The following is a 23,430-nucleotide window of genomic DNA, read 5'->3' as shown; positions in this document are numbered from 1 at the left end:
CCCTTAATATATTCTATGTCCTTTTTTTATTTTAATTACTTGTATTGGTTTCAAAGCCTTAATATAATAGTATGTTCCTTTAATACATTTTGAGACTTTTATTTCAAAAAAATTAAAGCCAAGCCGGCTTTTATTTTTATCTATTTATTGACCATATAACGTAATTTAAAAAGAATGCATAAAATAACCAAGCTAAATATGGTAAATTTATATAAGCTGCTCTTTTGTCAATTTTAGCAAATTTAATTATCATAATTAATACAATTATTATCATAAGTCCTATAACTATCAAAGCTGTGAATCTAAGTCCTAATCCAAAGAATAAAATAGGCCATATAAAGTTCAATCCTAATTGTAAGTAATAATAAAACATAGCATCTCTTACTTTAAGAGTATTCAATCCTTTTTTAGAAATTAAATAAGCTGATATCCCCATAAGTACGTACAAAATAGTCCATACTATAGGAAATATATACCCAGGAGGGAAAAAACCTGGTTTTATTAAATTTGAATAATATGTACTTGTATTTGTTTGACTTAAGAATTCAGATATAAAGCTACTCGAAAACCCAACTATAATAGGTATAAAAACACTTATTATAAACTTCTTTATTTCTTTTGTAGATATGATCAATGAATTCACCCTCTCTTTATCCTCTATTTAATTTATAAATATGAAAGAGTAATCAATATTATTACAATTATTTGGACAAAGATTGTTAAATAAATAAAAAGCAAAAAACCTAGAGCATTCGCTCTAGGTTTTTCTATCTATTGTAAGTTAGATTTAACTAACTCATTTATCATTTTTCCGTCAGCTACACCTTTTGTTTTCGGCTTTATAGCTGCCATGATTTTGCCCATATCTTTCATAGAAGTAGCTCCTACTTCAGATATAGTATCTTTGACTATCTCATTTAATTCTTCTTTGCTCAGCTGTCGAGGTAGGTATTCCATTAATACTTCAATCTCAGCTTCGGCCTCTTGAACTAAATCGTCTCTTGATGCTTTTGCAAATTCAGTTTTTGCATCTCTACGTTGCTTTAACTGTTTTGTTATTACGTCTATAATTTCGTCATCACCAAGTTCTGTTCTAGTGTCAACTTCACGCTGCTTGATTTCAGCTCTTATTAATGTAACAACAGATTTTTTTACTGTATCTTTGTTTTTCATAGCAAGTTTTAAGTCTTCTTGTAACTTTGCTTTAAGGGACATATCCCTTCACCTCTTATCTACAAAAATTATTTCTTAGCGTTTTTTCTTCTTGCAGCTTCAGCTTTTTTCTTACGTCTTACGCTTGGCTTATCATAGTGTTCTCTTTTTCTTACTTCAGACATTATGCCAGACATAGCACATGAACGCTTAAATCTTCTTAAGGCGCTGTCTAATGTTTCATTTTCTCTTACTCTTACTTCTGACATTCTTTTTCCCTCCCTCCGATAGCGCAAATTATGCTGGGACTGTAACTCGATTATATCTGCATAATATGCATTACAACCTCACACTTTGTTTATTATAAACTAATCTTATTTTTTTTTCAAGTATTTTTATGAATAATACGTCTAAAAGTTTAATTTATATATTACTTCTCAGCATCATACCAATCTAATTTCTTTCCTGCTAATACATGATAATGGATATGCTTAACCTCTTGGCATCCATCATCTCCACAGTTATTTATTATTCTAAATCCCGTTTTGTCATATCCTTTTTCTTTAACTATTTTATTAATAACCTTATGAATGTGTGCAATTATTTCCATATTTTCTTCGCCTATGTCTATTATTGATTCATAATGCTCTTTAGGTATAACTAAAACATGTAATGGTGCAACAGGATTTATATCATTAAAAGCTAAGACTTTATCATCTTCATAAACTTTATTTGATGGTATTTCTCCATTTATAATTTTACAAAATATACAGCTCATATTTACACCTCCTATCTGTTAAGGGTTATTATTTCTACATATTATACTAAAATTCCTTCTACATATTCATCTTTTACATGTAATATTTTAGTATTTAATATCTTACCATGTATATCTTCATCACTTTCAACTACTACTCTTATATAGTTAGGTGTTAAACCTTCATATTTTTTGCCTTCTATATTTTGTTCAAATAGTACTTCAAACTCTTCTCCTATAAAGTTTTCTGCAAACTCATTAAAATTCTTTTTATTTAATGATATTAATTTATCACTTCTTAGTTGCTTAATTTGAGGATCTATTTGATTTTCCATAGTTGCTGCTGGTGTTCCTTTTCTTGGAGAGTACTTAAACACATGCATTTGTGAAAGTTTTATATCACTTAAAAACTTATATGTCTGATTAAATTCATCATTAGTTTCTCCTGGGAATCCAACTATTACATCTGTAGTTATTGCCACTTCAGGCATTTTATCTCTTAATTTATCAACTATTTCCTTATATTCTTCTGTAGTGTATCTTCTGTTCATTCTTTTTAACGTTTCATCACATCCACTTTGTAATGATAAATGGAAATGAGGACATACTTTTGGCATTTTAGAAACTGTGTCTATAAATTCATCAGTCATTAATATAGGCTCTACTGAACTTAATCTTATTCTCTTAACTCCATCAATTTCATTTATAGCCTTTATAACACTTAATAAATTAACTTCAGCTTCGCTAACATCTTTTCCATAAGATGCAACATGTATACCAGTTAAAACTATTTCTGTGTATCCATTATGTGCTAACTTCTTAGCTTCATTTACTACACTCTCTAAATCTCTACTTCTTACCTTTCCACCTCTTGCGTAAGGTATTATACAGTAAGAACAGAATCTATCACATCCATCTTGAATTTTCATAAATGCTCTAGTTCTTCCATTAGCTTGATTTATTTCAATTTCTTCAAAAGCTCTTACTTTCATTATATCATCAACTGTACTAGCTTTTTTAGATGCATCTAGTTTTTTTATCTCTTCAACTATTTGTCTTCTTTCATTAGTTCCCATAACTAAATTTACTTCTTCTATCTCTAAAATTTCTTCCGGAGAAACTTGAGAGTAGCATCCAACAACAGCTATTATAGCATCTGGATTTTTCTTTTTCATTCTTCTTATATATTGACGTGATTTTCTATCACTCATGTGTGTTACTGTGCATGTATTTATAACATAAACATCAGCAAATTCTTCGCTATCAACTTGAGTATATCCATCTTTTTTAAACATCTCAAGCATAGCTTCTGTTTCATATTGATTTACTTTACATCCTAAAGTATAAAAAGCTACTTTTTTCACTCTAATCATTTCCTCCTAAGTCACTTAATTCGTATAATACTATAGATGATGCAACAAGCGATGCTGTTTCAGTTCTTAGAATTCTAGGCCCAAGAGACACTGATTGTCCACCTATTTCTTCTATAGCTTTAATTTCAGTATCTTCAAATCCGCCTTCTGGTCCTACGAAAATACCTATATTTTTTATATCTACACCTTTTATAGCTTGTTTAATCGATTTTGTTCTTTCATTTTCATATGGAGCTATATTAAAGTCATTTTCTTTCATATCAGCTAGTGCTTCCTTAAAGCTTAAAACTCCTCTTAATTTTGGAATTTTTCCACGCTTACTTTGCTTTGCAGCTTCATATATTATTCTTTCCCATCTTTCGATTTTCTTGTCTTCTTTTTTATCATCAACTTTAACAACAGTTCTCTTTGTCTGAACTAGAATTATCTCGTCTACTCCAACTTCAGTTAACTTTTGAAGTATCATTTCCATCTTAGGTCCTTTTGGAAGACCTTGATATACTTTTATTTTTAAATCAGACTCTCTTTTTATGTTTACAACTTCTACTATATTAAGTTCAACTTGAGACTTATCTATATTAGTTATTTCACATATGTATTCATTATTGTCATTATCACATATTTCTAGTTCTTCTCCAATTCTACATCTTAAAACTTTAGAAATATGTTTTACATCTTCACCTTCTATAATACATGTCTTATTTTCAAGGTTTATATTTTTCTTTCCTACAAAAAATCTATCCATGCACTTCACCTACTTTGCTATTTTAGATACTATAGCGTTCCACTCGCCTAAAGACTCTACATGTACTATTTCAAGTCCGTTTTGAGTTAAAGCTTCTTTAACTTCATCTACTTTAGCATGTATTATTCCTGAAGATATAAATACAGCATCATCTTTCATAAATTGTTTTATATCTTTTGCTAGTATTTTTATTATATCCGCTATTATATTTGCTACAACTATATCTGCTTTATCCTTTACAACTTCCATTAAGTTTCCGTGAAGTGCATTAACACTACCTTCTACTTTGTTTAACTCTATATTTTCTTTTGAAACTTTTACAGCAACCTCATCTAAATCAACAGCTAATACATCTTTAGCTCCTAATTTCGCTGCTGCTATTGCAAGTATCCCACTTCCACAACCTATATCAAAAACTTTAGATTCTGGTTTAACATACTTTTCTAATTCTCTTATACACATACTTGTAGTTTCATGTGTACCCGTCCCAAATGCCATTCCTGGATCTAACTCTATTATTAAATCAGTATCGTTAGCTTCATAATCTTCCCAAGTTGGCTTTACTACTATTTTCTCACCTATTTTAGTTGGTTTGTAGTAGTTTTTCCATTCATTTGCCCAATCTTCTTCATCTACTTGAGAAAGTTCAACTATAGCTTCTCCTACATCTATTCCGAATTCTTTAAGTCCCTCTATTTTTTCTTTTATTAATTTTATATCATCAGATACATCTCTTTCTTCTGTTATATAAGTCTTTATTATAACTCCATCATATCCGCTGTTAAATATTTCTTCTTCAACAAAATCCCAATCATATTCATGTTTCTTTTGGAATTTAAAATCCTTAGGATCTTCTATTGATACTCCACCTACATTTTGTTCATATAATATATTAGTTATAGCTTCAACTGCTTCCGTTGTTGTTTTAATAGTTATTTCTGCCCATTTCATTTATGTACACGCTCCTTTTAAAATTCCTGTTTTTCGTAACCTTTATTATATCATATTTATTATTGTCTTTTAAAATAATCTTTTATACTTTAAAACACATTTATACTTTTATGAGTTTTAAAATAAATTCATAAAAATAAGAAAATAAACCTAAGTATTATAGCTCTTAAGTTTATTTTCTTATTTTTATGGCTATGTAGATGAATTATATGTAACTATTGAACTTGTTGTGGCTGCATTTGTAGCTATATTCATGGCTTGATTAATATTTGATATAATTTTATCCATTATTATACTATTAATCTCTATATCATCAATATATTTTGATAATACAATAACTGTACTAATCATGTTTCTGTATCTTTCTCCTAGGATAAAGTTTCCATACCCTTGATGCTCCTTTAAAGTATATGATATATGTTTAATTTCTTCTATTAGATGATTTATATCTTTTATATCTATAAGTGCCATAACGCCTATTAGCGGATATCCAAACTCATGAATTTTGCATTTATTTTTTTCTAATTCCTTTTTTATCTCTATACATTTATTAAGTGTTTCCTTGTTTTTGTTAAAAGAAAGAACATGCGATAAACTTTGAAGAGTTCTACTATTATGAAACCCATTTTTCATTAAATACTCATATGCTATTTCCATATTGTTTAGTTCCTCTTCAATGTCCCTTGCACTTATTGCAATTATACATGTTATCATGTATTCTTCTACACTTATTGAAAATGGATGATTTTGTATCATAGATCTGTATACATATCTCATTTTTTCTATACACTCATCTATATTTATCTTTTCCTTATTTTCAAATATTACATTTGATACTAATGCTAAACAATCTCCTGAGCAAAATTTATTTAATTTCAACTTTTTATGGATATTTAAAATTTCATCGAAGCTAGACTTGGGATTTGCTTGAAATGATAGTATTATTGCTGTGTTTATTGAACTTTTACCTCTAAAGTCAGAGAATATAGAGGTGTTTTCTCTTATAATTTCCATACTCTCGTTTACTAGATTTGTATTTATTTTTTTATCTTTTAGTGTATACTCAAGTGCACATCCATGTATTATTAATCCCATCCAAGATGATGCATTCACTTTTTTCAATGACTCATAGTTGTCTATCAAAAGGTCTAACCTTTTTTCCATAAATCACCTCTACACTTTTTAATTTAATTTTTAATTATTTTCTCATTATATCTACCCATTATAATTTCATCTACATAAATTCCATTTTTTATAGCTGCGTATTTTTTTATACCTTCTTTTTTAAAACCAAAATTTTCATACAACTTTATAGCTTTATTATTATCTGGGTATACACCTAATTCAATTCTTGTTAACATAAGCCAATTATCTGCTAAATCTAGTATCTCTTCCATTAATTTTCTTCCTATTCCCATACTTTGATAATCTGCGTGTACACTTATTCCTAATCCACCACTATGCCTTAACCTCGGTGATGAGTTAACATTTAAAGATACAATTCCAACTACTTTTTTACACTCATTTTCTCTTAATTCAGCTACGAGAATATGTGTATTTAAATCTAAGCTCTCAGTATGCCTCTTTGTTCTATCTAACCTTTCACTACTTATTGCTAGCATATTTTCCATAACGCCCTTCATTCGTCTTATTTCATTTATATATTTTGAATCTTCAACTTCAACTGGTCTTATCGTTAATTCCAATCTTTTTCACCTCCTTACTATTATAATATTAATTGTAATATACTTTATTTAATCATGTAATAAATAAAGAGGTAATTTTTCATTACCTCTTTATTTGTTATATTATTTTTATGCTAAAGTCTAAACTTTTAACCTTTATAATAGTATTTTCATTTAAAATTTTAAAGTCTATACTTTTATCTCCTTGATATACATTTTCAGCTTTTACTCCATTAAATATAAGGTTTAAACTTTTATAAGAATTTTCGTAACCATTATTTAAAACCGAACTTTTAAATTCTATATTCTCACCTGAATTTATACAAAACTCATATAAGTTATATTCTCCATCTTTGTATTTGAAATCTTCCCCATTATCTTGATAGTGAGTATACTTGAAGTTACTTTCGTATGGATATATATCTAAAGTGAGTTCATTAATTTCCTTTTCTCCTATATAGTTTATACTTGGATAATTCGGTATTATAGAGCCTTCCTTGACATATATAGGACACACATCTAAAGGAGTCTCTTTTATTATATATTGCCCTCCTTTAAATTTCTTTTTATTCCAATAGTCAACCCAATTGCTTCCTTTAGGTAAGTATACCATTCTAGCTTTTTTACCTTGTTCTAGAATTGGAGCTACCATAATTTTTTCACCAAACATGAATTGGTCGTTTATTTCATATGTATCAATATCATTTTGATAATGAAGTAGCAACGGTCTTATAATAGGAAGCCCACTGTCTTCACACTCTTTAAATAAATCATAGATATATGGAATTAATTTATATCTTAATTTGATATATTTTTTATTTATCTCTTCTGTAGTCTTATCAAACGCCCAAGGCTCTTGATCTCTAGAGTATATAGTTGTGTGATTTCTAAATAATGGTGTAAATGTTCCAACTTGTACCCATCTACTTAAAAGTTCTGGAGTAGTGTCATATCCAAATCCACCTACATCTGTTCCACAAAAAGCCATACCACTAATCCCTAAATTCATAAGCATAGGTACGCTCATCCTTAAATGTTCCCATGTACTTTGATTATCTCCAGTCCATGCAGTTGAATACTTTTGTGTACCTGCATAACATGCTCTAGTAACTACGAATGGTCTTTTATTTGTACTTTTTTTAATACCTTCATAAGTAGCCTTATCCATCATATGCCCATACACATTATGAACTTCTTTGTGTTCTACAATTTCTCCATCATTGTTAAACTTTAAATCTAAAGGTAATTCAACCCCTAAGTTTGCAGGCTCATTCATATCATTCCAAATTCCTGAAACTCCTATATCAGTTAGAATCTTTTGATTTTCTGCCCACCAATTTCTAACTTCTTTATTTATAAAATCTGGGAAAACAGAGTGTCCTGGCCAAACCCATCCCGTATGTACAATTCCATCTTTATTTGTTGCAAAATATCCTTTTTTAAGTCCTTCATTAAAAATGTTATAATCTTTATCAACTTTTACTCCTGGATCTATAATTGTAACTAGCTTAAATCCATCTTCATTCAGTTTTTTTATCATTCTCTTAGGATCTGGGAATTTTTTATCATCCCATGTAAATACCCTAAATCCATTCATATACTCTATATCTAAATATATGCAATCACATGGAATTTCTTTTTCTCTAAATTTTTTTGAAATTTCCATAACATTTTCTTCAGGACAATAAGCCCATCTACATTGCTGATATCCTAACGTCCACATTTGAGGAAGCGGTGTAGTTCCAGTTAAGTGAGTATATCCTTTTAATACATTTTTTACTGATGGTCCATATATAAAGTAGTAATCTATATTTCCATCTATAGCTGCGAAATAGTAATATTTTGAATTTTCCTTACCTAGATCAAAATGAGTTTCAAATGTATTATCAAAGAAAATACCAAAAGCATTTTCTTTTTTAAGATTTATAAAAAATGGTATAGATTTATATAGTTTCTCGTAAGTTTCTCCATGTGGGCTTGGATCATCTGTATTCCAATTTAAATAATGGCAATTCCTTTTATTTAAATGCCCTGTTTTTTCTCCAAATCCATAAAAATACATATCGTTTTCTAGCTTCTTTGGTATAAACACTTTAAAGTCCATATGCTCATTAGGTTTATGTCCTTCTTGAATTGCTATGTCTAATCTTCCTGCACAGTTTTTTATAAATGGCTCTCTTTTACATCTATAATCCTCACATAGTAACTCTCCAAGGTTATTATATATATATATCTATCTTAAATTCATCATATATGTTTACAGTCAGTTCACTTGTCTTGATTTGTATGTAGTCATTTACCTCAATCACTTCAAAGTCACAATCTTCAAATTTTAAATTTTCTATAGCATATGAATTTTGCTTTCTTCTAAATATCGGTACGAAAAAATTTATTATATTAGAGTTTACTATACTTACTTTGGTTTCTATTTTTTCATATTGTATATTTATAATATTGTTTTTTACATTGTAATCTAATATTTTCCCAAACATTTTTTCTCCTTTATATTCTACAAGCTGATGTATTTTACATCAGCTTGTAATTTCATTTTATGTATTTTTTATTTCATTAAAAGCACCTTCTAAATCATTTTGTACATTTAATATTTCTTCTTTATCAACTTCAACTATTTCTATAATTTGTTTTGCTCTATGTAGTATTTTTTCAAAGTTTTCATCAGTTGTTCCTAAACCTTTATATAAAGATTCTAATTCATTGACTTTGTTGATAAAGTTAATTAAAGTCTCTTTATTATCTATAACAGTTATTTTATTAGTATCTAACCCCAAAGCTTCTATTTCATAAATCCTAGTTGCTCCACCAGAGCCTTGTTCTGATTTATTTATATTAACTTTTATGTACCTAGCTAGTTCGTAATTTAAGTCATCATTAGATATTGAACTTGAGTTATTTGAAACATCTTTTATTTTTCTCCAACTTTGACCATCATTACTAACTTCTATATTATACTGAGATGTATTCATACTTTTAGCCTCTCCACCTGCTTCAGCATGACTAATTTTTAATTGTTTTATAATATTTTCTTGACCTAGATCTACTTGTATATAGTTTCCACTTTCTCCAAGTGCACACCATTTACTGTTTAATTTACCATCAAAAGCAAACTTAGCATCTTCATTTTCATTAGTCTTTGCATTTGCAATTGCTTCTTTGTTTAAAGCTAAATTCTTTAATCCATCTTTAGCTTGGCTGCTCACAACTATATAATCATCTTTTTTATTTACAGTATCTCCCGCTGGATTTGATACTATCTGTGTTACAGAGTACACTCCTGGTTTATCAAACTTTATACTAACTTCATTTCCTGTTAATTCTTCATTTTTATTTAGTCCTTCTATTTTCCATTTAACAGTTTCTCCTGCTAAAGATTTATCTTTAAAATTCACAGACTGCCCAGGAGAAACTATCGGTGAACTAACTTCAAAATCAGCTTTTGGAGCTTCTAGACCTGGCCATTTAACAGTAATTTTCGCTTCATTTTTTTCTTCACTTTTAAACAAATTGCTTATAGGTTTAACTATAAAATTAGTTTTAGAGTCTAATTGAAGTTCTCTCTCAATATCTTTTACATAAAAAGCATTGGTTGGTGTAGACCCTACTAGTTCTCTATGCCCATCACTATGCTCTAAATATATTTCATAATGGCTAATATTCTTTTCTGATTTATCCCAAGTTAGCCTTGCATTACCATAATAATTATCTATTACTTTAAAATCTTCAACTTTTAAATTTTTTATCTTGGATACTTTGTCTTTAGTATTTTTGTTATTTACAGATATCTGCCCTAAATTTAAATTGTATGAACTAGATGATTCTTTTCCTTCTATAATTAAAGAAATTTCCTTTATCTTTGACTTTTTAAATTGGCTTAGAGATGCTTTTGCATCTATCCATTCCCCACTTTTTTTAGATTCTAAGTTAATTATTTTATTCTCACCATTATCTAGTTCAAATTCTAACTTAATATTAGAGTTCCCTCCACTTTCTTTGTACTTTATACTAACCTCACTGTTATTAGTTAGCTCTAGATCAGTTGCAAATAATTTTACCTTAGTTGTTCCTCCATTTGCTAAACTTCCATTTATACCTATCGAATTACCTCCATAGTAAGCATTTTTATAATCAATATTAGCAGTTAGATTATTTTTGTTATTATCAATTATCCACCTATATGTAGGAAGTATATCCATCATTCCTCTATGATTCCAATCCTTTTCTGATACTTGTACTCCATCAACATTAAAAAATTCACCATTACCCATAGAGAAGTTAGTTACAAATGGCAACTGTGTTATTGGACTTTTTTCAACTATATTATTAGAAATACCTTTCCATTCTTCACTACTTTGACTTCTTGGATCTCCTTTTTCATTAACCCAAAATCTACTTTCTTTTTGTAAAAATTCATCTACTGTTTTTGATGAGTCATAGGTCCAAGATGGACAGTATAATCCTAAAGATGTGTTGGCTTCTTGATTTTTAGGGAATAAGTAATCCCATTTTATAGGAGTATTATATCCGTTAGCTTGAACATCAACCCCTGCATATAAATCGTATTTATCTCTTCCCATTCTTTTTGCTAAGTCACCAGACTCTTTAAGCTCATTCCCTGTTACATTATATATAAGTCTATTATCATCATTATTTGGATCTACTACTGAATATCTATCCTCAGTCCACCAAAAATTTAAAAACATACTATCAGATAGCTCTTTTCCCTTTTCACCTAAAAAATTTTTATTATATTGATTTAATCTATTTTGCCAAAATACTCTACCATCATCAATCATAGAGTCATACCACACGATTTCCATATTTTTTGGCTTTATCTTTTGTAAGTATTCTAAGAACTCTTTCATTAAATCTGCAAGTTCTGGATTTATATAATCTGATCCTCTATTTCCAGTTTCTTGATTTATAAACCATCCATCAAAATTGTAATATTGTGCGACCTCTACTAATTTATGTGCCATTGGAAAATTTCCATCTTTATCTTTAACTAAAAATTCATGCATCCATTCGAATTTACCTCCATAATCTTCTGGAGGAAAAAATACAGTACCTAAAACCGGAACTCCGTTTGTATGTGCTGAATCTATTATATCTGCACTTGGTGGAACTATCAGTCCTTCACCTGCTGACCCTCCCCAAGCAACTAATGTATCAATGTATTGCCAATAGCTAAAATTGTATCCTTCAAAGTCAGCTTTACCTTGAGACGGAGTAGAGCTGGTTGTTTTATTTGCTATAGCTAATGATATAACCTTGGCTTCATCATCTTGTGAATTTTTAACAATATCTCCTTTTGTCCTTGCTTGTAGTGGAACTGTTCCAATATTAAACTTAGCATCTTTATCATTATTTGGACTCCATGCTAAAAGTTCTTTTGGATACCAATATGATGAAAACGGCTGCCCTGTCTCTTCTTGAATTTTTTGGTCCGATTCAAGAAGCGCATGTCCTATTATAGGCGTTGACCCAAATAAACTTAACACTACAATAGTTGATGTAATAGTCTTTTTATATTTCATGTAGATCCCCTTCCATTTATAAAATATTTACTATCTATTTAAATATTTATAAAGTGCTCCTATTTTACCTGAGTCATTTTGAAATTTACAAACATCAATATCTACCATATCAAGCACTTCTGGATTTAATAATTCTAAGTTTCTTTTAACATTTTCTATTAAATCCGACCTCACACTTACTCCTCCTCCAATTAAAATCTTCTCTGGAGCAAAACTGTAAGCAATGTTGTAAATTCCTACAGCTAAACTAAAGTAAAATTCTTCTATTTCCTTTTGAATTTCTAAATCTCCACTTTCAGCTAGCTCAAATACTTTTTTCCCATCTAAATTTAATTTTTTTAGTTTATTAACTCTATCAATCAAATTATAGGTAGATCCAACTCTACTAAATGTTTTATAGTTTAAACTTTGAAGTTCCGACTTTCTGTGTTCTAATATATTTATCCCAAACTCTCCAGCCATACCTCTATGACCTCTATATAGTTGGTTGTTTATAAATACACCTCCACCTATTCCAGTTCCTATCGTTATGCATACAAAGTTTTTGTTATCCATGGCATTACCTTTATACTTTTCAGCCATAGCAACACAATTAACATCATTGTCATATACACAGTCAAGCCCTGTGTGCTTCTTTATATACTTATTTAAATACATACCTTGTAAATCAAATACAGATCCCATGAAATGTATATATCCATCATCATCTATTCCACCAGGTACACTCATAGCAACTCCGTCAATTTCATTTTCTAATTGATATTTTTTTATAATACCAACTAAAAGTTCTAAAGTTTTTCCTTCCCCCTGCTGAGGTGTAGGAACTAAATTAGAATCCAACATTTCACCATCTTTATTCATCAAACTATATTTAATATTAGTTCCACCTATATCAAAAACAACATACCTCATCCTCAAATCCCCCTATAAAAGAAATAATGTACTTTTAAACTGTTCCATTTGGGTCCTTGAAATGAGTCTTTTTAGCTATCGACGAAACACTTAAAGTGTGTCTTTTGCACTTTGTGTGAAGGAAATAGATAATTAGACTCATTTCAAACTATTATGGATATAATTTAAAATCCATTATTCTCAATTAATTTTTTAAACCAATAAGCACTCTTCTTAGGAGTTCTTTTATATTCATCATTTATATTAACTTCCACAAATCCATATCTATTTTTATATGAGTTTAACCAAGACCAGTTATCCATAAATGTCCATAAATGATATCCTCTAACATTACATCCTTCTTCAATAGCCTTATGAACATATTTTAAGTGATCTTTTATAAACTCGATGCGATAATCATCATTTATTTGTCCATCTATTTTAAACTTTTCTTCACCTTCTACGCCCATACCATTTTCCGATATATAAAAAGGTATATTATTGTAATTGTCTCTTATGTTAATAGCTAAATCATAAATACCTTTTTCATAGATTTCCCATCCTCTATGAGGATTAATTTTTTTACCTGGCATATCATAGAAATCGAAAAAGCTCTCTGGTGTTAGTATATCTCCTTTTGTACTTTCCTTTGACTTTATTCTTCTAGGCTGATAATAATTAACACCTAATAAATCTACAGTGTTATTTTTTATAATTTCTAAATCCTCATTTTTACAAACAGGAATTAAATTGTGATTTTTAAAAAATTCTACTAACTCATTAGGAAACTCTCCATGTACGGATGGATCTAAAAACGATCTATTTAATATTAAATCTGCAATATTAGATGCATTTAAATCTTCTTGTGAATTGCTTCTAGGGTATGAAGGCGTTAAGTTTATTATTATCCCTATTTGCCCTTCTAGGTTTAATTTTTTATACTCCATAATAGCTAAAGCACTTGATAGCATTATGTGGTATCCAACTTGTACAGCTCTCTTAAAATCCACTACAGCTGGATAATGATATTCACCTAGATATCCGCATTCTACAGGTACTATCGGCTCATTATGAGTAAACCAATTTTTAACCCTATCTCCAAATAATTCAAAACATAGCTTTGCAAAGTTTTGATATCTATTTACAACATCACGGTTTTCCCATCCTCCTAGTTCTTGCAAATACATAGGCATATCGAAATGGAATAAATTTATAAAAGGTTCTATATCATTTTCTAAAAGAGTATTGATTACATCATTGTAAAAAGCTACAGCTATTTCATTTGTACTCCCATCTGATTTTATAAGTCTAGACCAGCTTATTGAAAATCTAAATGAATTATGTCCTAACTCTTTCATTAATTTTATATCTTCTTTATATTTATAATAAAATTGGCTAGTATCACTTGGACCTATTTCATTGTGAAATTTCTCTGGTGCTATCTCAAACCAGTAATCCCATATATTTTTTTCTTTTCCTTCAATATCAAATGCACCTTCCATCTGAGTTGCAGAAGAAGCACTTCCCCACCAAAAATCCTTTGAAAATATATAATCCATAGTAGCCCTCCATATAAATTATTTTTTTACTTTTATCCCACAGTAGTCTAATACTAACTCACAAAACATCATATTTGCCCAAGAGAACCAATCTCTAGTAAACATATTTGGATCATTTGGATTGAACCCTTCGTGCATTAAGTAAGTACCTGCATCAGTGTTTTTCATTATTTCTATTAGCTCTCTCTTTTTACTTTCATCATCTGTCGTTAGTCCTTGCATTGCAAGCGATATATGCCATATATATCCTTCTGGAGTATGGGGACTACCAACCCCACTAGCATATTTGCCTATATGAAACTCTGAATTTTCAATACTAAGTATAAATTTTCTTGTATTTACGTACCTTTCATCATCTAAATCAGCATATCCTAAATAAGGTATTGCTAATAAACTTGGTAAGTTTGCATCATCCATTAAATTGTAATTCCCTAACCCATCAACTTCATAAGCGTATATTTCTCCACATCTTGGGTGATTATAAACTGCATATTTTTCTATTCCTTCATTTATTTCATTTCTTAACATCTCAGCTTTTTTAGCTAATATATCATCATTTATTAAATTCGTCGCTATTTCGTTTATATAACCTAATACCACTACTGCAAACATATTAGATGGAACTAAATAACTATATGTACAAGCATCATCACTTGGTCTAAATCCGCACCAAGTCATTCCAGTTTGTTTGTGAACTGGTCCTTTTCCACTTCTTGCTAACGTATCTAGTTGTCTACAGTCTAATCTCTCAAATAAATACGGTGATTTTTCTTCGTGGTTTTGCTCAACTTTCCATAATTCTATTATTGAGTTTGCAGCCTTTATAAATGTTTCATTAAACTGAGAAGTTCTACCTGTATTTTTATATAATAAGTAACTCAACTGTATAGGAAAACATAAAGAATCTATTTCATACTTTCTTTCCCAAACTTCTGGTTTCATATCTGTTAAATCAGTTTGGTGCCCAGCCTTATTTGCACTTTCATTAAATGCATTTGCATATGGATCTATTAATATATATCTAAATTGTCTTTCTACTAACCCCTCTATCATGTCTGCTATTTCTTTATCTTCATTAGCTAAAACTAAATATGGTCTAATTTGACAAACAGAGTCTCTAAGCCACATAGCTGGTATATCCCCAGTTAATACATATGTAGTATCATCTTCCATTCTCTTAACAGTAGTATTTATAGTATTTAAGATACACTTTTCAAACATCTCTGCTATTTTTTTATCATCTTTGAATTTTTCCTTCACTGTTATTATTAGATTATCTATTGAACTGTACATAATTTCCTCCCATAATTTACATAAGAGGCTACCATATTGATAGCCTCTTAATATAATTTAAATATAATTTTATTATTTTTTATCTGCCATCCATTTATCATATTGAGCTTGTATGTTTTCCATAACTTTATCTATTCCCGCTGCATCTAACTTTTTATTTAACTCATTTAAATACTTATCTGTATCTACAGATCCTGTAAATAATGGCGATTTAAATTCTTGAACTATGTTTGATATGTTAGCTACTTCATTGCTTATCTCTGTAGTATCTACATAGAATCCTAATGTTGGAGAAGCAACTGCTGACTTATTAAACTCTTCATATTGTTCGATTCTATCTTTTGGATCAGTATCAAATGATTTAGTTATAAGTACATTTCCTAAAGCCCAAGATGGCATATTGTATCCCTTAGCTTCTTCAGTTTTAGTTATAGTCTTATCTTCATTTGTTTTATAGTGTACACCCTCTATACCTCTATCTATTAAGTTTCTTAAATACTCATCTGTATTTAATAAGTTTAAGAACTTAAGAGCCTCATCTGGATGTTGAGATGTTGCAGATATTGACATTACAGATCCTGTAACTGAATTATTTATTGTTAAAGGATCATGCATTGGTGTATATCCAATTTCGTACCCTGCATTAGATGACCACATTTCCTTAGCTCCTGGTGCATATTGTTCTTTTCTTACGAACCAGTTTTGAACACTCATCTCATGTGGATCAGTATCTGTTGCCGCTTGAGAATGTATGTATCCTTTTTTATAGAAATCTCTTAGTGTATTTAAAGTTTTCTTTACATCTTCTTGTTCATATAGATTTACAATTTTTTTAGTATCTCCTTCTAAAGATATTGCAAATGGTAAGTTATCACCTAATAATAAATCATATGGCATGTATGGCATGAAGTTTGCTCCTGCCGCCATTGGCATTTTTAAGTCTGGGTTTTTAGCCTTAACCTTTTCTAATACTGGACCTAAATCTTCTAGAGTTTTAACATTTGACATATCTACTCCAGCTTTCTTAGCCATTTCAACATTATATGCCCATCCCATTTGTTGTCCAACTTCTTTATTTGCAGGTATTCCATATAATTTTCCGTTTATAGATGCCCCTTCTAAGAATAATGGGTTTATAGCTTCTTTTAATTCTTTAGCATTTTTATCTAACATTTCATCTGTTATTTCTAAGTACGCTCCCTTTTGTGCATTTATTGAATAATCACTTGCAAATGCTAAATCATATGGCTCCCCTGATGAAGTTATAACTTGCATTTTTTGACCATAATCTCCCCAATCTACCATTCTTAAATCTATAGTTGCACCTATCTTTTCCTTTGTATATTTATTAACCTCTTCCATAACCTTAGCTTGATCTGGTTGTGGAGTTCCTATCATATACCATACTAATTCTGTGTTTCCATTTGAGTCTTTTGCTGCACCCTTGTCATCATTTGAACTACTACATCCCGTAAGAATTGTTGCCCCTAAAGTCGCCGCTAAAAATAAGCTCGATACCTTTTTAAATTTCATATTACTTCCTCCCCAATTTTATTAGTAAGTTATTATTCTTTTACTCCTCCAACTGTTAATCCACTTATAAAGTATTTTTGGAAGAACGGATAGCTACATGCTATTGGCAATGTAGATATAACTACCATAGCCATTCTAACTGATTCTTGTGGTAAATTTTGCATTACTTCTCCACTTAACATTGCATTTTGTCTTATAAACTCTAGATTTTTCTCTATTTTCATAAGCATATGTTGAAGTGGTATTAAATTTTGATGGTCGATATATAACATCGCATTAAACCAATCATTCCAATATGCTAATGTACTAAATAACGCAATCGTTGCGATACCTGGTAATGCCAAAGGTATAACCATTTTTATAAATATTTTAAATTCACTTGCTCCATCTATTCTTGCAGATTCTATTATAGATTCTGGAACAGACCTTTGGAAAAATGTCTTCATAACTATTATGTTAAATGCATTAAATGCTAATGGTAATATTAATGCCCATATAGTATTTTTAAGACCTAATACCTGAGTCATTACTATGTATGAAGGAACCATCCCTCCACCAAATAACATTGTGAAGAACACTAAAAATGTGAATTGTTTTCTATATTTAAAGTTTTGTCTAGATATTGCATAAGCATAAGTTGATACCATACTTACATTTATTATTGTTCCTACAACAGTTACTACTATAGTAACTAAGTAAGAATGCATTAACTGTTTACCTGATGTAAGTAAATATTTATAAGCATCTAAGCTCCACTCTTCTGGGAATATTGAATATCCATTTTGTAATAATGATTGTTCTGATGTTAAAGATATTATTATTACAAATACAAATGGGAATACACATGCTATAGCCATTATAGCTAGTATAATATTTGAAATTATATTAGTAATTCCTGTAAACCCTTCATTATATGCTTTCTTCTTTTTCTTCCCTAAAAGATTAGGCTTTTTTTCTTGTTCTTTAGATACTACACTTTCCACGATTGCCTATCTCCTTTCTTTTTTAGAATAAACCATATTCTGGATCTACCTTCTTAACTAGCTTATTAGTTGTCATTATTAATATAAATCCAACTGCTGCTTGATATAAACCAGCTGCTGTACTCATACCAATGTTCCCCATATTCATAAGACCTTTATATATATATGTATCTATAACGTCTGTTACTGGATATAATACAGCTGAGTTTCTCGGTATATTGTAGAATAATCCGAAATCTGAGTTAAATATTCTACCTATAGCCATTATCGTTAGTATAATCATAAGTGGTACTATTAGAGGTATTGTTATATTCTTTATTTGTTGCCATTTACTAGCTCCATCTATAGTAGCAGCTTCATAGTATGTTCTATCTATTCCTACTATTGCAGCTAAGTAAACTATACTTCCATATCCTACACCCTTCCATATATTCATAAATATTAGTATGAAAGGCCAATGTTTCGGTTCACTATACCAAGCTACTGGTTCTGCCCCAAATGTAGATAGAATAGAGTTAACCATACCTTTATCTGTACTTAAGAAACTAAATACAAAGTAACTTACAATTACCCAAGATAAGAAATGTGGGAATAGCATCCCTGTTTGATATACTTTAGCTAATTTTTTATTAGCTATTTCACTTAATGTTATAGCAACAAATACAGCAAATATAAGTCCTAACACTATAAACACCAAGTTATACAAAATAGTATTTCGTGTTATACGAAATGCATCTCCACTTGTAAATAAAAATTTAAAGTTATCAAATCCAACCCATTCACTATTTATTAAACTTTGTACAAATCCGCCTGGGTGCATTTTATAATTTTTAAACGCTAATACTGTCCCAAACATAGGCAAGTATGAGAATACTAGTAACCATATAGTTCCTGGTAATACCATCAACAACCAAGCTCTATTTTTCCATAAATCTTTCATGAATTTCTTCATCAGCGTCACCCCTTTTCCTAATTATATTTTATCATTAGGAAAAGCCTTTCTAAAGTTTACTATCTTTAGATTCGCTACACTTTCCTTAGTTTATGGATACGTTTTCCTATTTTTATCAAAATACACTTTCTGTTGCGTAAAAAAAATGCCTCTTAATTAGAGGCATATCTTTATAGGTTTATTTTTCTCCATTCACTAGGTGTAATTCCAACTATATCTTTAAACTTTCTATAAAAATAATTCTTATTTGCATAACCTACTAGTTCTCCAATTTCTGCAGCTTTTAAACTTGTTTCTACTAGTAAATTTTTTGCTTTGTTAACCCTAAAATTATTCAGATAATCTGAAAACAATATACCTGTTTCTTTTTGAAATAATTGCCCTAAATATATAGAATTTATATTATAAGTTTCACTTATTTCCTTTAAGTTTAAATCTTTGCTGTAATTTTTTTCTATGTTTCTTAAGAGTTTTAATATTATAGGACTTATACTATCATCAGTTTCTTCTAATTTTGACTGTCTATGCTTAATCATATTATTTAACTCAATCTGTATTTGATCTAAGTTAACCGAGTTTATAACTTTTTCAAGATATAAATCTAAACCTTTTATAATCTTAGAGTCATTAAAATAATTATATACATTTAAAAATACTTCAATAGACTTTGTTTTAATTTGCTTTACTGTAAGATTCTCATCATTTTTTAATTTACTAAATATAGATTCAATATAAGTCAAAGCTTCTTTATTATCTTTATTTAAAAGAAGCTTTTTTAGATGATCAAAATCTATATAATCTATATTTTCAAGATTATATGATTTTTCTTTATACTCTCTAATCCATGATATATTTGGATAAACTAACTTATATTCATGAATATCTTTTGCACTTTGATAACTGCAATTTAAAGTATATATTGAGTCAACGAATTTTCCTCTGCTTATATACACATGTTCATTTGCTATTCTACTAAGATCATCTTTTAAATTTCTTAAAATATCCTTACTTAAAGATTCTTTATCCATTATAATTAAAATTTGATTTTGAAGGTTTACACAGTATTCATAATCTAAATTATCAATATGATTTAATATAAGATTGTTTATATTTACACCTTCTGCAAACTCTACAATTACTACACATAGACTTTTGTAATTTAAATTTACACCTTCTAATTTTAACCTATCCAATACCCCATCGTTATTTTTATTACATATTAATTTTAATATGAGATCATTTTTAAATATTTTTGTATCTACTTTTTCTAACTTAATTTTTTCAATTTTTTTCTTAACTTCTTCTATCGTTTGTATCAATTCATCTTCATCTATAGGTTTAGTTAAGTAATTTTCAGCTCCCATACTAATAGCTTCTTTAGCATATTGAAATTCTTGAAATGCACTCAGTACTATAAACTTAGCATTATGTTTAATCTTTTTTAAATTGTTAATTAGTTCTAACCCAGTCATTTTGGGCATCATTATATCAGTTATTATTAAATCTACATCCTCATTTTTTATAAAATTAAATCCATCTTCTCCGTTACTTGAAGTTCCTACTACATCAAATCCATACTCTTCCCAATCTATAATATATTTAAGACCTTCTAAAATAAATGGTTCATCGTCTAATAAATATAACTTATACATTTTTAACTCCATCCTTTAAAATAGGTATTTTAATTTTAACTATAGTACCTCTGTTTTCTTCGCTGTTTATATATATTCCATATTTATCTCCAAACCTAATTTTAAGCCTGCTGTTTATATTCATTAATCCTATTGAACTTTTCTTCTGTAAATTTTGATTTAAATTCTCTTCAATTACACTCATTTTTTCACTACTTATTCCAATTCCGTTATCTTCAACTATAAGCTCTATATCTTCTTCAACTATATTTGCCTTTATAAATATGAAGTTATCATTTCTATCTTTTGCCATACCATGATTTATGCTATTTTCTATTACTGGTTGTAATATAAATTTTGGAACTTTAAAATCTAATAATTCTTCATCAATATCTACTTTATAATCAATTATCCCTTTATATCTTGTACAACATAAATTCAAGTACATTTGGCAGTAATTAATCATTTCTGACAACTTAACATCTGAAGCATTATTGTATGTAGAGTATTTGAACATGCTAGCTAAATTATATATCATGTTCGCAACTTCTTTATTTTTACTTGCTAAAGCACACATTCTAATAACCTCTAATGTATTGTATAAAAAGTGTGGTTTTATTTGAGCTTGAAGTGCATTTAATTCAGCTTCTTTTTGCTTTACTTCAGACTTATATGTTTTCTCTATATTTTCTTGTAAACTCTCACACATTCTATCAATTTCAATTGCAATCATATCTAGTTCATCTTCTTCTTTTTCAACGTTAAATCGTACACTTAAATCTCCTCTTTTTATGTTTTCTATTCCTTGCATCATATTGCTTAATTTGTCAGAGAAGTTTTTTATTACAAAATAAGTAATAATAAGTATTAATGCAATGCATAACAATGAAATTAAAGATATTTTAAAGATCATGCTGCCAATTCCCAGGTCTTCATTTTTTATTACGCTAATATATTTATACTTAGTCTGTACATCTTGTTTTATACTCGCTACCTTGTTGTTCTTGTCCAAATATTCTTCTTCAACCTTCTCTAATTTCCATATACTTTTTTCTCTATAGGAATCTAGTATTATATCATTAGAATTATCCGCTATTAAAAGTCTACCTTTTAAATTAGATCCATCAATTAAGTTATTTATATTTGTCAAATCAAAATATATATCAACATAGCCTATTATATAAGTAGAATCTATATTTTTTATAGGCTTAGTTATTTTCCTAATATATTTACTTTTCAACTTATTTTTCAACTTATACCAATCACTATGTTTAAAAACAAGCTCACTTACATATTCTTTATTCTTATCATTTATTATAATAGCTAACGCATCACTTCTCCCAGATAATATAGTTTTTACTACATAATCTAAGTCTGCTTCTTTTACATTTGTTCTTGAAAATTTATCTAATTTATAGCTTATATAATCTTCATATGTTGAATTTATTAGCATCTGAATTTCATCAGTAATCTTTTTTTGTGTGTTTATTCCATTTATAAGAGAGGTACTTACTATATCTTGTTCTTCGAATCTTTTTTCTATATTAAATATCATTTCCGAATGTATATTTAACTCATTTTGTAGTTCACTCTCTAAGTAATATTTTAAAAATATATTAGATAGTAAACAAATCGATACAATGGTTATTGCTGAATATATAAGTAGCATCTTGCTAAATAGGTTTTTAGATGTGTATAAATTATATAGTTTTTTCAAGTTACCCCTCTCCCCATGTAAATTTTATGCCCTTTGAAGTTTTAAAAACTTTTTATATAAAACATTCATCACCCAATATCCTGGGACAACTACAGCAAAATATATTAATAACCCTGGACTACTTTTTACAAAGTATGCAAGTAATGCTATTCCAACGATTATTAAAATAGTCTCTTTTGGACTTCCCATTGATAATATAAATGAATTTTTTATATAATCCTTAGTCGATAATTCAAAGTGCACATAAGTTGGGAAAAAGTATATAAATGCAATAACTGAAAAAAATAAAGTTGCATTTACTAGTATATAAACTACCGTTGCATATATAGCATCGATTTGATATAAAATCCATAAATCAAATGCTAAAAACAAAAATATACCTAAAAATATAGCTCCACACTTATTAGAATTTAAAAACTCTTTTTTATAAGTTACTTTAAATGATTCAAAAATATTAATTTCTAAATCACCTTGAACCCATTTTCTTAAAACATAAAAAGTTGCAACGGTTGATGGCATTATTCCTAATACTACTCCTCCAAGCAAAGTTCCTACAGACCAAAAAAGATTTAGTACTGCAAACTTCCATATCCAACTACAAAAATTAAATATAACAGATTCCATTTTCATAATATATCACCTCAAAATTAATATTT

21 protein-coding genes are annotated in these 23,430 nt (G+C 28.9%); all 21 read right to left on the bottom strand.

Annotated features, from left to right (window positions below):
* Window positions 1–136: 136 nt before the first annotated feature.
* Window positions 137–643: a TspO/MBR family protein gene (locus KXZ80_RS03625; protein WP_224170471.1), complete on the bottom strand. Its 507-nt coding sequence runs from the start codon at window positions 641–643 to the stop codon at window positions 137–139.
* 128 nt (window positions 644–771) lie between these two features.
* Window positions 772–1,215, bottom strand: a complete 444-nt coding sequence (locus tag KXZ80_RS03620) for a GatB/YqeY domain-containing protein (RefSeq protein WP_021429856.1) — start codon at window positions 1,213–1,215, stop codon at window positions 772–774.
* A 26-nt stretch (window positions 1,216–1,241) separates the two neighbouring features.
* Window positions 1,242–1,421: a 30S ribosomal protein S21 gene (rpsU, locus tag KXZ80_RS03615; RefSeq protein ID WP_021125460.1), complete on the bottom strand. Its 180-nt coding sequence runs from the start codon at window positions 1,419–1,421 to the stop codon at window positions 1,242–1,244.
* A gap of 161 nt (window positions 1,422–1,582) precedes the next feature.
* A complete protein-coding gene (locus KXZ80_RS03610) occupies window positions 1,583–1,930 on the bottom strand; it encodes a histidine triad nucleotide-binding protein (RefSeq protein ID WP_021429942.1) in 348 nt (115 codons plus the stop codon).
* 41 nt (window positions 1,931–1,971) lie between these two features.
* Entirely contained in the window at window positions 1,972–3,273 is a 1,302-nt protein-coding gene (gene mtaB, locus KXZ80_RS03605) for a tRNA (N(6)-L-threonylcarbamoyladenosine(37)-C(2))-methylthiotransferase MtaB (protein ID WP_021432121.1), read from the bottom strand.
* Between the two features lies 1 nt (window position 3,274).
* Entirely contained in the window at window positions 3,275–4,027 is a 753-nt protein-coding gene (locus KXZ80_RS03600; RefSeq protein WP_021432120.1) for a 16S rRNA (uracil(1498)-N(3))-methyltransferase, read from the bottom strand.
* A 9-nt stretch (window positions 4,028–4,036) separates the two neighbouring features.
* The gene (gene prmA / locus KXZ80_RS03595; RefSeq protein WP_021432119.1) at window positions 4,037–4,978 is read right to left on the bottom strand and encodes a 50S ribosomal protein L11 methyltransferase; all 942 of its coding nucleotides are present in this window, start codon (window positions 4,976–4,978) and stop codon (window positions 4,037–4,039) included.
* Window positions 4,979–5,170: 192 nt separating this feature from the next.
* On the bottom strand, window positions 5,171–6,142 hold the full coding sequence (locus tag KXZ80_RS03590; protein WP_021432118.1) for a DUF4003 family protein: 972 nt from the start codon (window positions 6,140–6,142) through the stop codon (window positions 5,171–5,173).
* Between the two features lie 23 nt (window positions 6,143–6,165).
* On the bottom strand, window positions 6,166–6,684 hold the full coding sequence (locus KXZ80_RS03585; RefSeq protein WP_021432117.1) for a GNAT family N-acetyltransferase: 519 nt from the start codon (window positions 6,682–6,684) through the stop codon (window positions 6,166–6,168).
* A gap of 97 nt (window positions 6,685–6,781) precedes the next feature.
* Window positions 6,782–8,890, bottom strand: coding sequence for a glycoside hydrolase family 31 protein (locus KXZ80_RS03580; RefSeq protein ID WP_332840960.1), 2,109 nt, complete (start codon window positions 8,888–8,890; stop codon window positions 6,782–6,784).
* A complete protein-coding gene (locus KXZ80_RS17845; RefSeq protein ID WP_021432115.1) occupies window positions 8,883–9,155 on the bottom strand; it encodes an alpha-glucosidase domain-containing protein in 273 nt (90 codons plus the stop codon). Before KXZ80_RS17845 ends, KXZ80_RS03580 begins: the two co-directional genes overlap by 8 nt.
* A gap of 57 nt (window positions 9,156–9,212) precedes the next feature.
* Window positions 9,213–12,215 carry an endo-beta-N-acetylglucosaminidase gene (locus KXZ80_RS03575; protein WP_021432114.1) on the bottom strand — a complete coding sequence of 1,001 codons (3,003 nt, stop codon included), beginning with the start codon at window positions 12,213–12,215 and terminating at the stop codon, window positions 9,213–9,215.
* Window positions 12,216–12,245: 30 nt separating this feature from the next.
* On the bottom strand, window positions 12,246–13,127 hold the full coding sequence (locus tag KXZ80_RS03570; RefSeq protein WP_021432113.1) for an ROK family protein: 882 nt from the start codon (window positions 13,125–13,127) through the stop codon (window positions 12,246–12,248).
* A 164-nt stretch (window positions 13,128–13,291) separates the two neighbouring features.
* The gene (locus tag KXZ80_RS03565) at window positions 13,292–14,665 is read right to left on the bottom strand and encodes a glycoside hydrolase family 1 protein (RefSeq protein ID WP_021432112.1); all 1,374 of its coding nucleotides are present in this window, start codon (window positions 14,663–14,665) and stop codon (window positions 13,292–13,294) included.
* An 18-nt stretch (window positions 14,666–14,683) separates the two neighbouring features.
* Entirely contained in the window at window positions 14,684–15,958 is a 1,275-nt protein-coding gene (locus KXZ80_RS03560; RefSeq protein WP_021432111.1) for a glycoside hydrolase family 125 protein, read from the bottom strand.
* 72 nt (window positions 15,959–16,030) lie between these two features.
* On the bottom strand, window positions 16,031–17,491 hold the full coding sequence (locus tag KXZ80_RS03555; protein WP_021432110.1) for an ABC transporter substrate-binding protein: 1,461 nt from the start codon (window positions 17,489–17,491) through the stop codon (window positions 16,031–16,033).
* Between the two features lie 32 nt (window positions 17,492–17,523).
* A complete protein-coding gene (locus KXZ80_RS03550) occupies window positions 17,524–18,474 on the bottom strand; it encodes a carbohydrate ABC transporter permease (RefSeq protein WP_021429863.1) in 951 nt (316 codons plus the stop codon).
* Between the two features lie 22 nt (window positions 18,475–18,496).
* Complete coding sequence (locus KXZ80_RS03545) at window positions 18,497–19,426, bottom strand: ABC transporter permease (RefSeq protein ID WP_021432109.1); 930 nt, start codon at window positions 19,424–19,426, stop codon at window positions 18,497–18,499.
* Window positions 19,427–19,596: 170 nt separating this feature from the next.
* Window positions 19,597–21,078 (bottom strand): response regulator transcription factor, encoded by a 1,482-nt coding sequence (locus KXZ80_RS03540; protein WP_021432108.1) that lies wholly within the window; start codon window positions 21,076–21,078, stop codon window positions 19,597–19,599.
* Window positions 21,071–22,774 carry a sensor histidine kinase gene (locus KXZ80_RS03535; RefSeq protein WP_021432107.1) on the bottom strand — a complete coding sequence of 568 codons (1,704 nt, stop codon included), beginning with the start codon at window positions 22,772–22,774 and terminating at the stop codon, window positions 21,071–21,073. The genes KXZ80_RS03540 and KXZ80_RS03535 overlap by 8 nt, the downstream gene beginning before the upstream one ends.
* A gap of 24 nt (window positions 22,775–22,798) precedes the next feature.
* A complete protein-coding gene (locus KXZ80_RS03530; RefSeq protein WP_021432106.1) occupies window positions 22,799–23,404 on the bottom strand; it encodes a YesL family protein in 606 nt (201 codons plus the stop codon).
* Between the last annotated feature and the right edge of the window lie 26 nt (window positions 23,405–23,430).

It is taken from the genome of Paraclostridium bifermentans, assembly GCF_019916025.1.
Taxonomy (GTDB): Bacteria; Bacillota; Clostridia; order Peptostreptococcales; family Peptostreptococcaceae; genus Paraclostridium; species Paraclostridium bifermentans.
This window is presented reverse-complemented; position numbering and strand designations above follow the sequence as displayed.

Coding starts and splice junctions, on each gene's coding strand:
- KXZ80_RS03545 (WP_021432109.1), bottom strand. CDS start 19,426: ATGAAGAAATTCATGAAAGATTTATGGAAAAATAGAGCTTGGTTGTTG.
- KXZ80_RS03575 (WP_021432114.1), bottom strand. CDS start 12,215: ATGAAATATAAAAAGACTATTACATCAACTATTGTAGTGTTAAGTTTA.
- KXZ80_RS03570 (WP_021432113.1), bottom strand. CDS start 13,127: ATGAGGTATGTTGTTTTTGATATAGGTGGAACTAATATTAAATATAGT.
- KXZ80_RS03530 (WP_021432106.1), bottom strand. CDS start 23,404: ATGAAAATGGAATCTGTTATATTTAATTTTTGTAGTTGGATATGGAAG.
- rpsU (WP_021125460.1), bottom strand. CDS start 1,421: ATGTCAGAAGTAAGAGTAAGAGAAAATGAAACATTAGACAGCGCCTTA.
- KXZ80_RS03555 (WP_021432110.1), bottom strand. CDS start 17,491: ATGAAATTTAAAAAGGTATCGAGCTTATTTTTAGCGGCGACTTTAGGG.
- prmA (WP_021432119.1), bottom strand. CDS start 4,978: ATGAAATGGGCAGAAATAACTATTAAAACAACAACGGAAGCAGTTGAA.
- KXZ80_RS03565 (WP_021432112.1), bottom strand. CDS start 14,665: ATGGATTATATATTTTCAAAGGATTTTTGGTGGGGAAGTGCTTCTTCT.
- KXZ80_RS03590 (WP_021432118.1), bottom strand. CDS start 6,142: ATGGAAAAAAGGTTAGACCTTTTGATAGACAACTATGAGTCATTGAAA.
- KXZ80_RS03610 (WP_021429942.1), bottom strand. CDS start 1,930: ATGAGCTGTATATTTTGTAAAATTATAAATGGAGAAATACCATCAAAT.
- KXZ80_RS03560 (WP_021432111.1), bottom strand. CDS start 15,958: ATGTACAGTTCAATAGATAATCTAATAATAACAGTGAAGGAAAAATTC.
- KXZ80_RS03540 (WP_021432108.1), bottom strand. CDS start 21,078: ATGTATAAGTTATATTTATTAGACGATGAACCATTTATTTTAGAAGGT.
- KXZ80_RS03600 (WP_021432120.1), bottom strand. CDS start 4,027: ATGGATAGATTTTTTGTAGGAAAGAAAAATATAAACCTTGAAAATAAG.
- KXZ80_RS03620 (WP_021429856.1), bottom strand. CDS start 1,215: ATGTCCCTTAAAGCAAAGTTACAAGAAGACTTAAAACTTGCTATGAAA.
- KXZ80_RS17845 (WP_021432115.1), bottom strand. CDS start 9,155: ATGTTTGGGAAAATATTAGATTACAATGTAAAAAACAATATTATAAAT.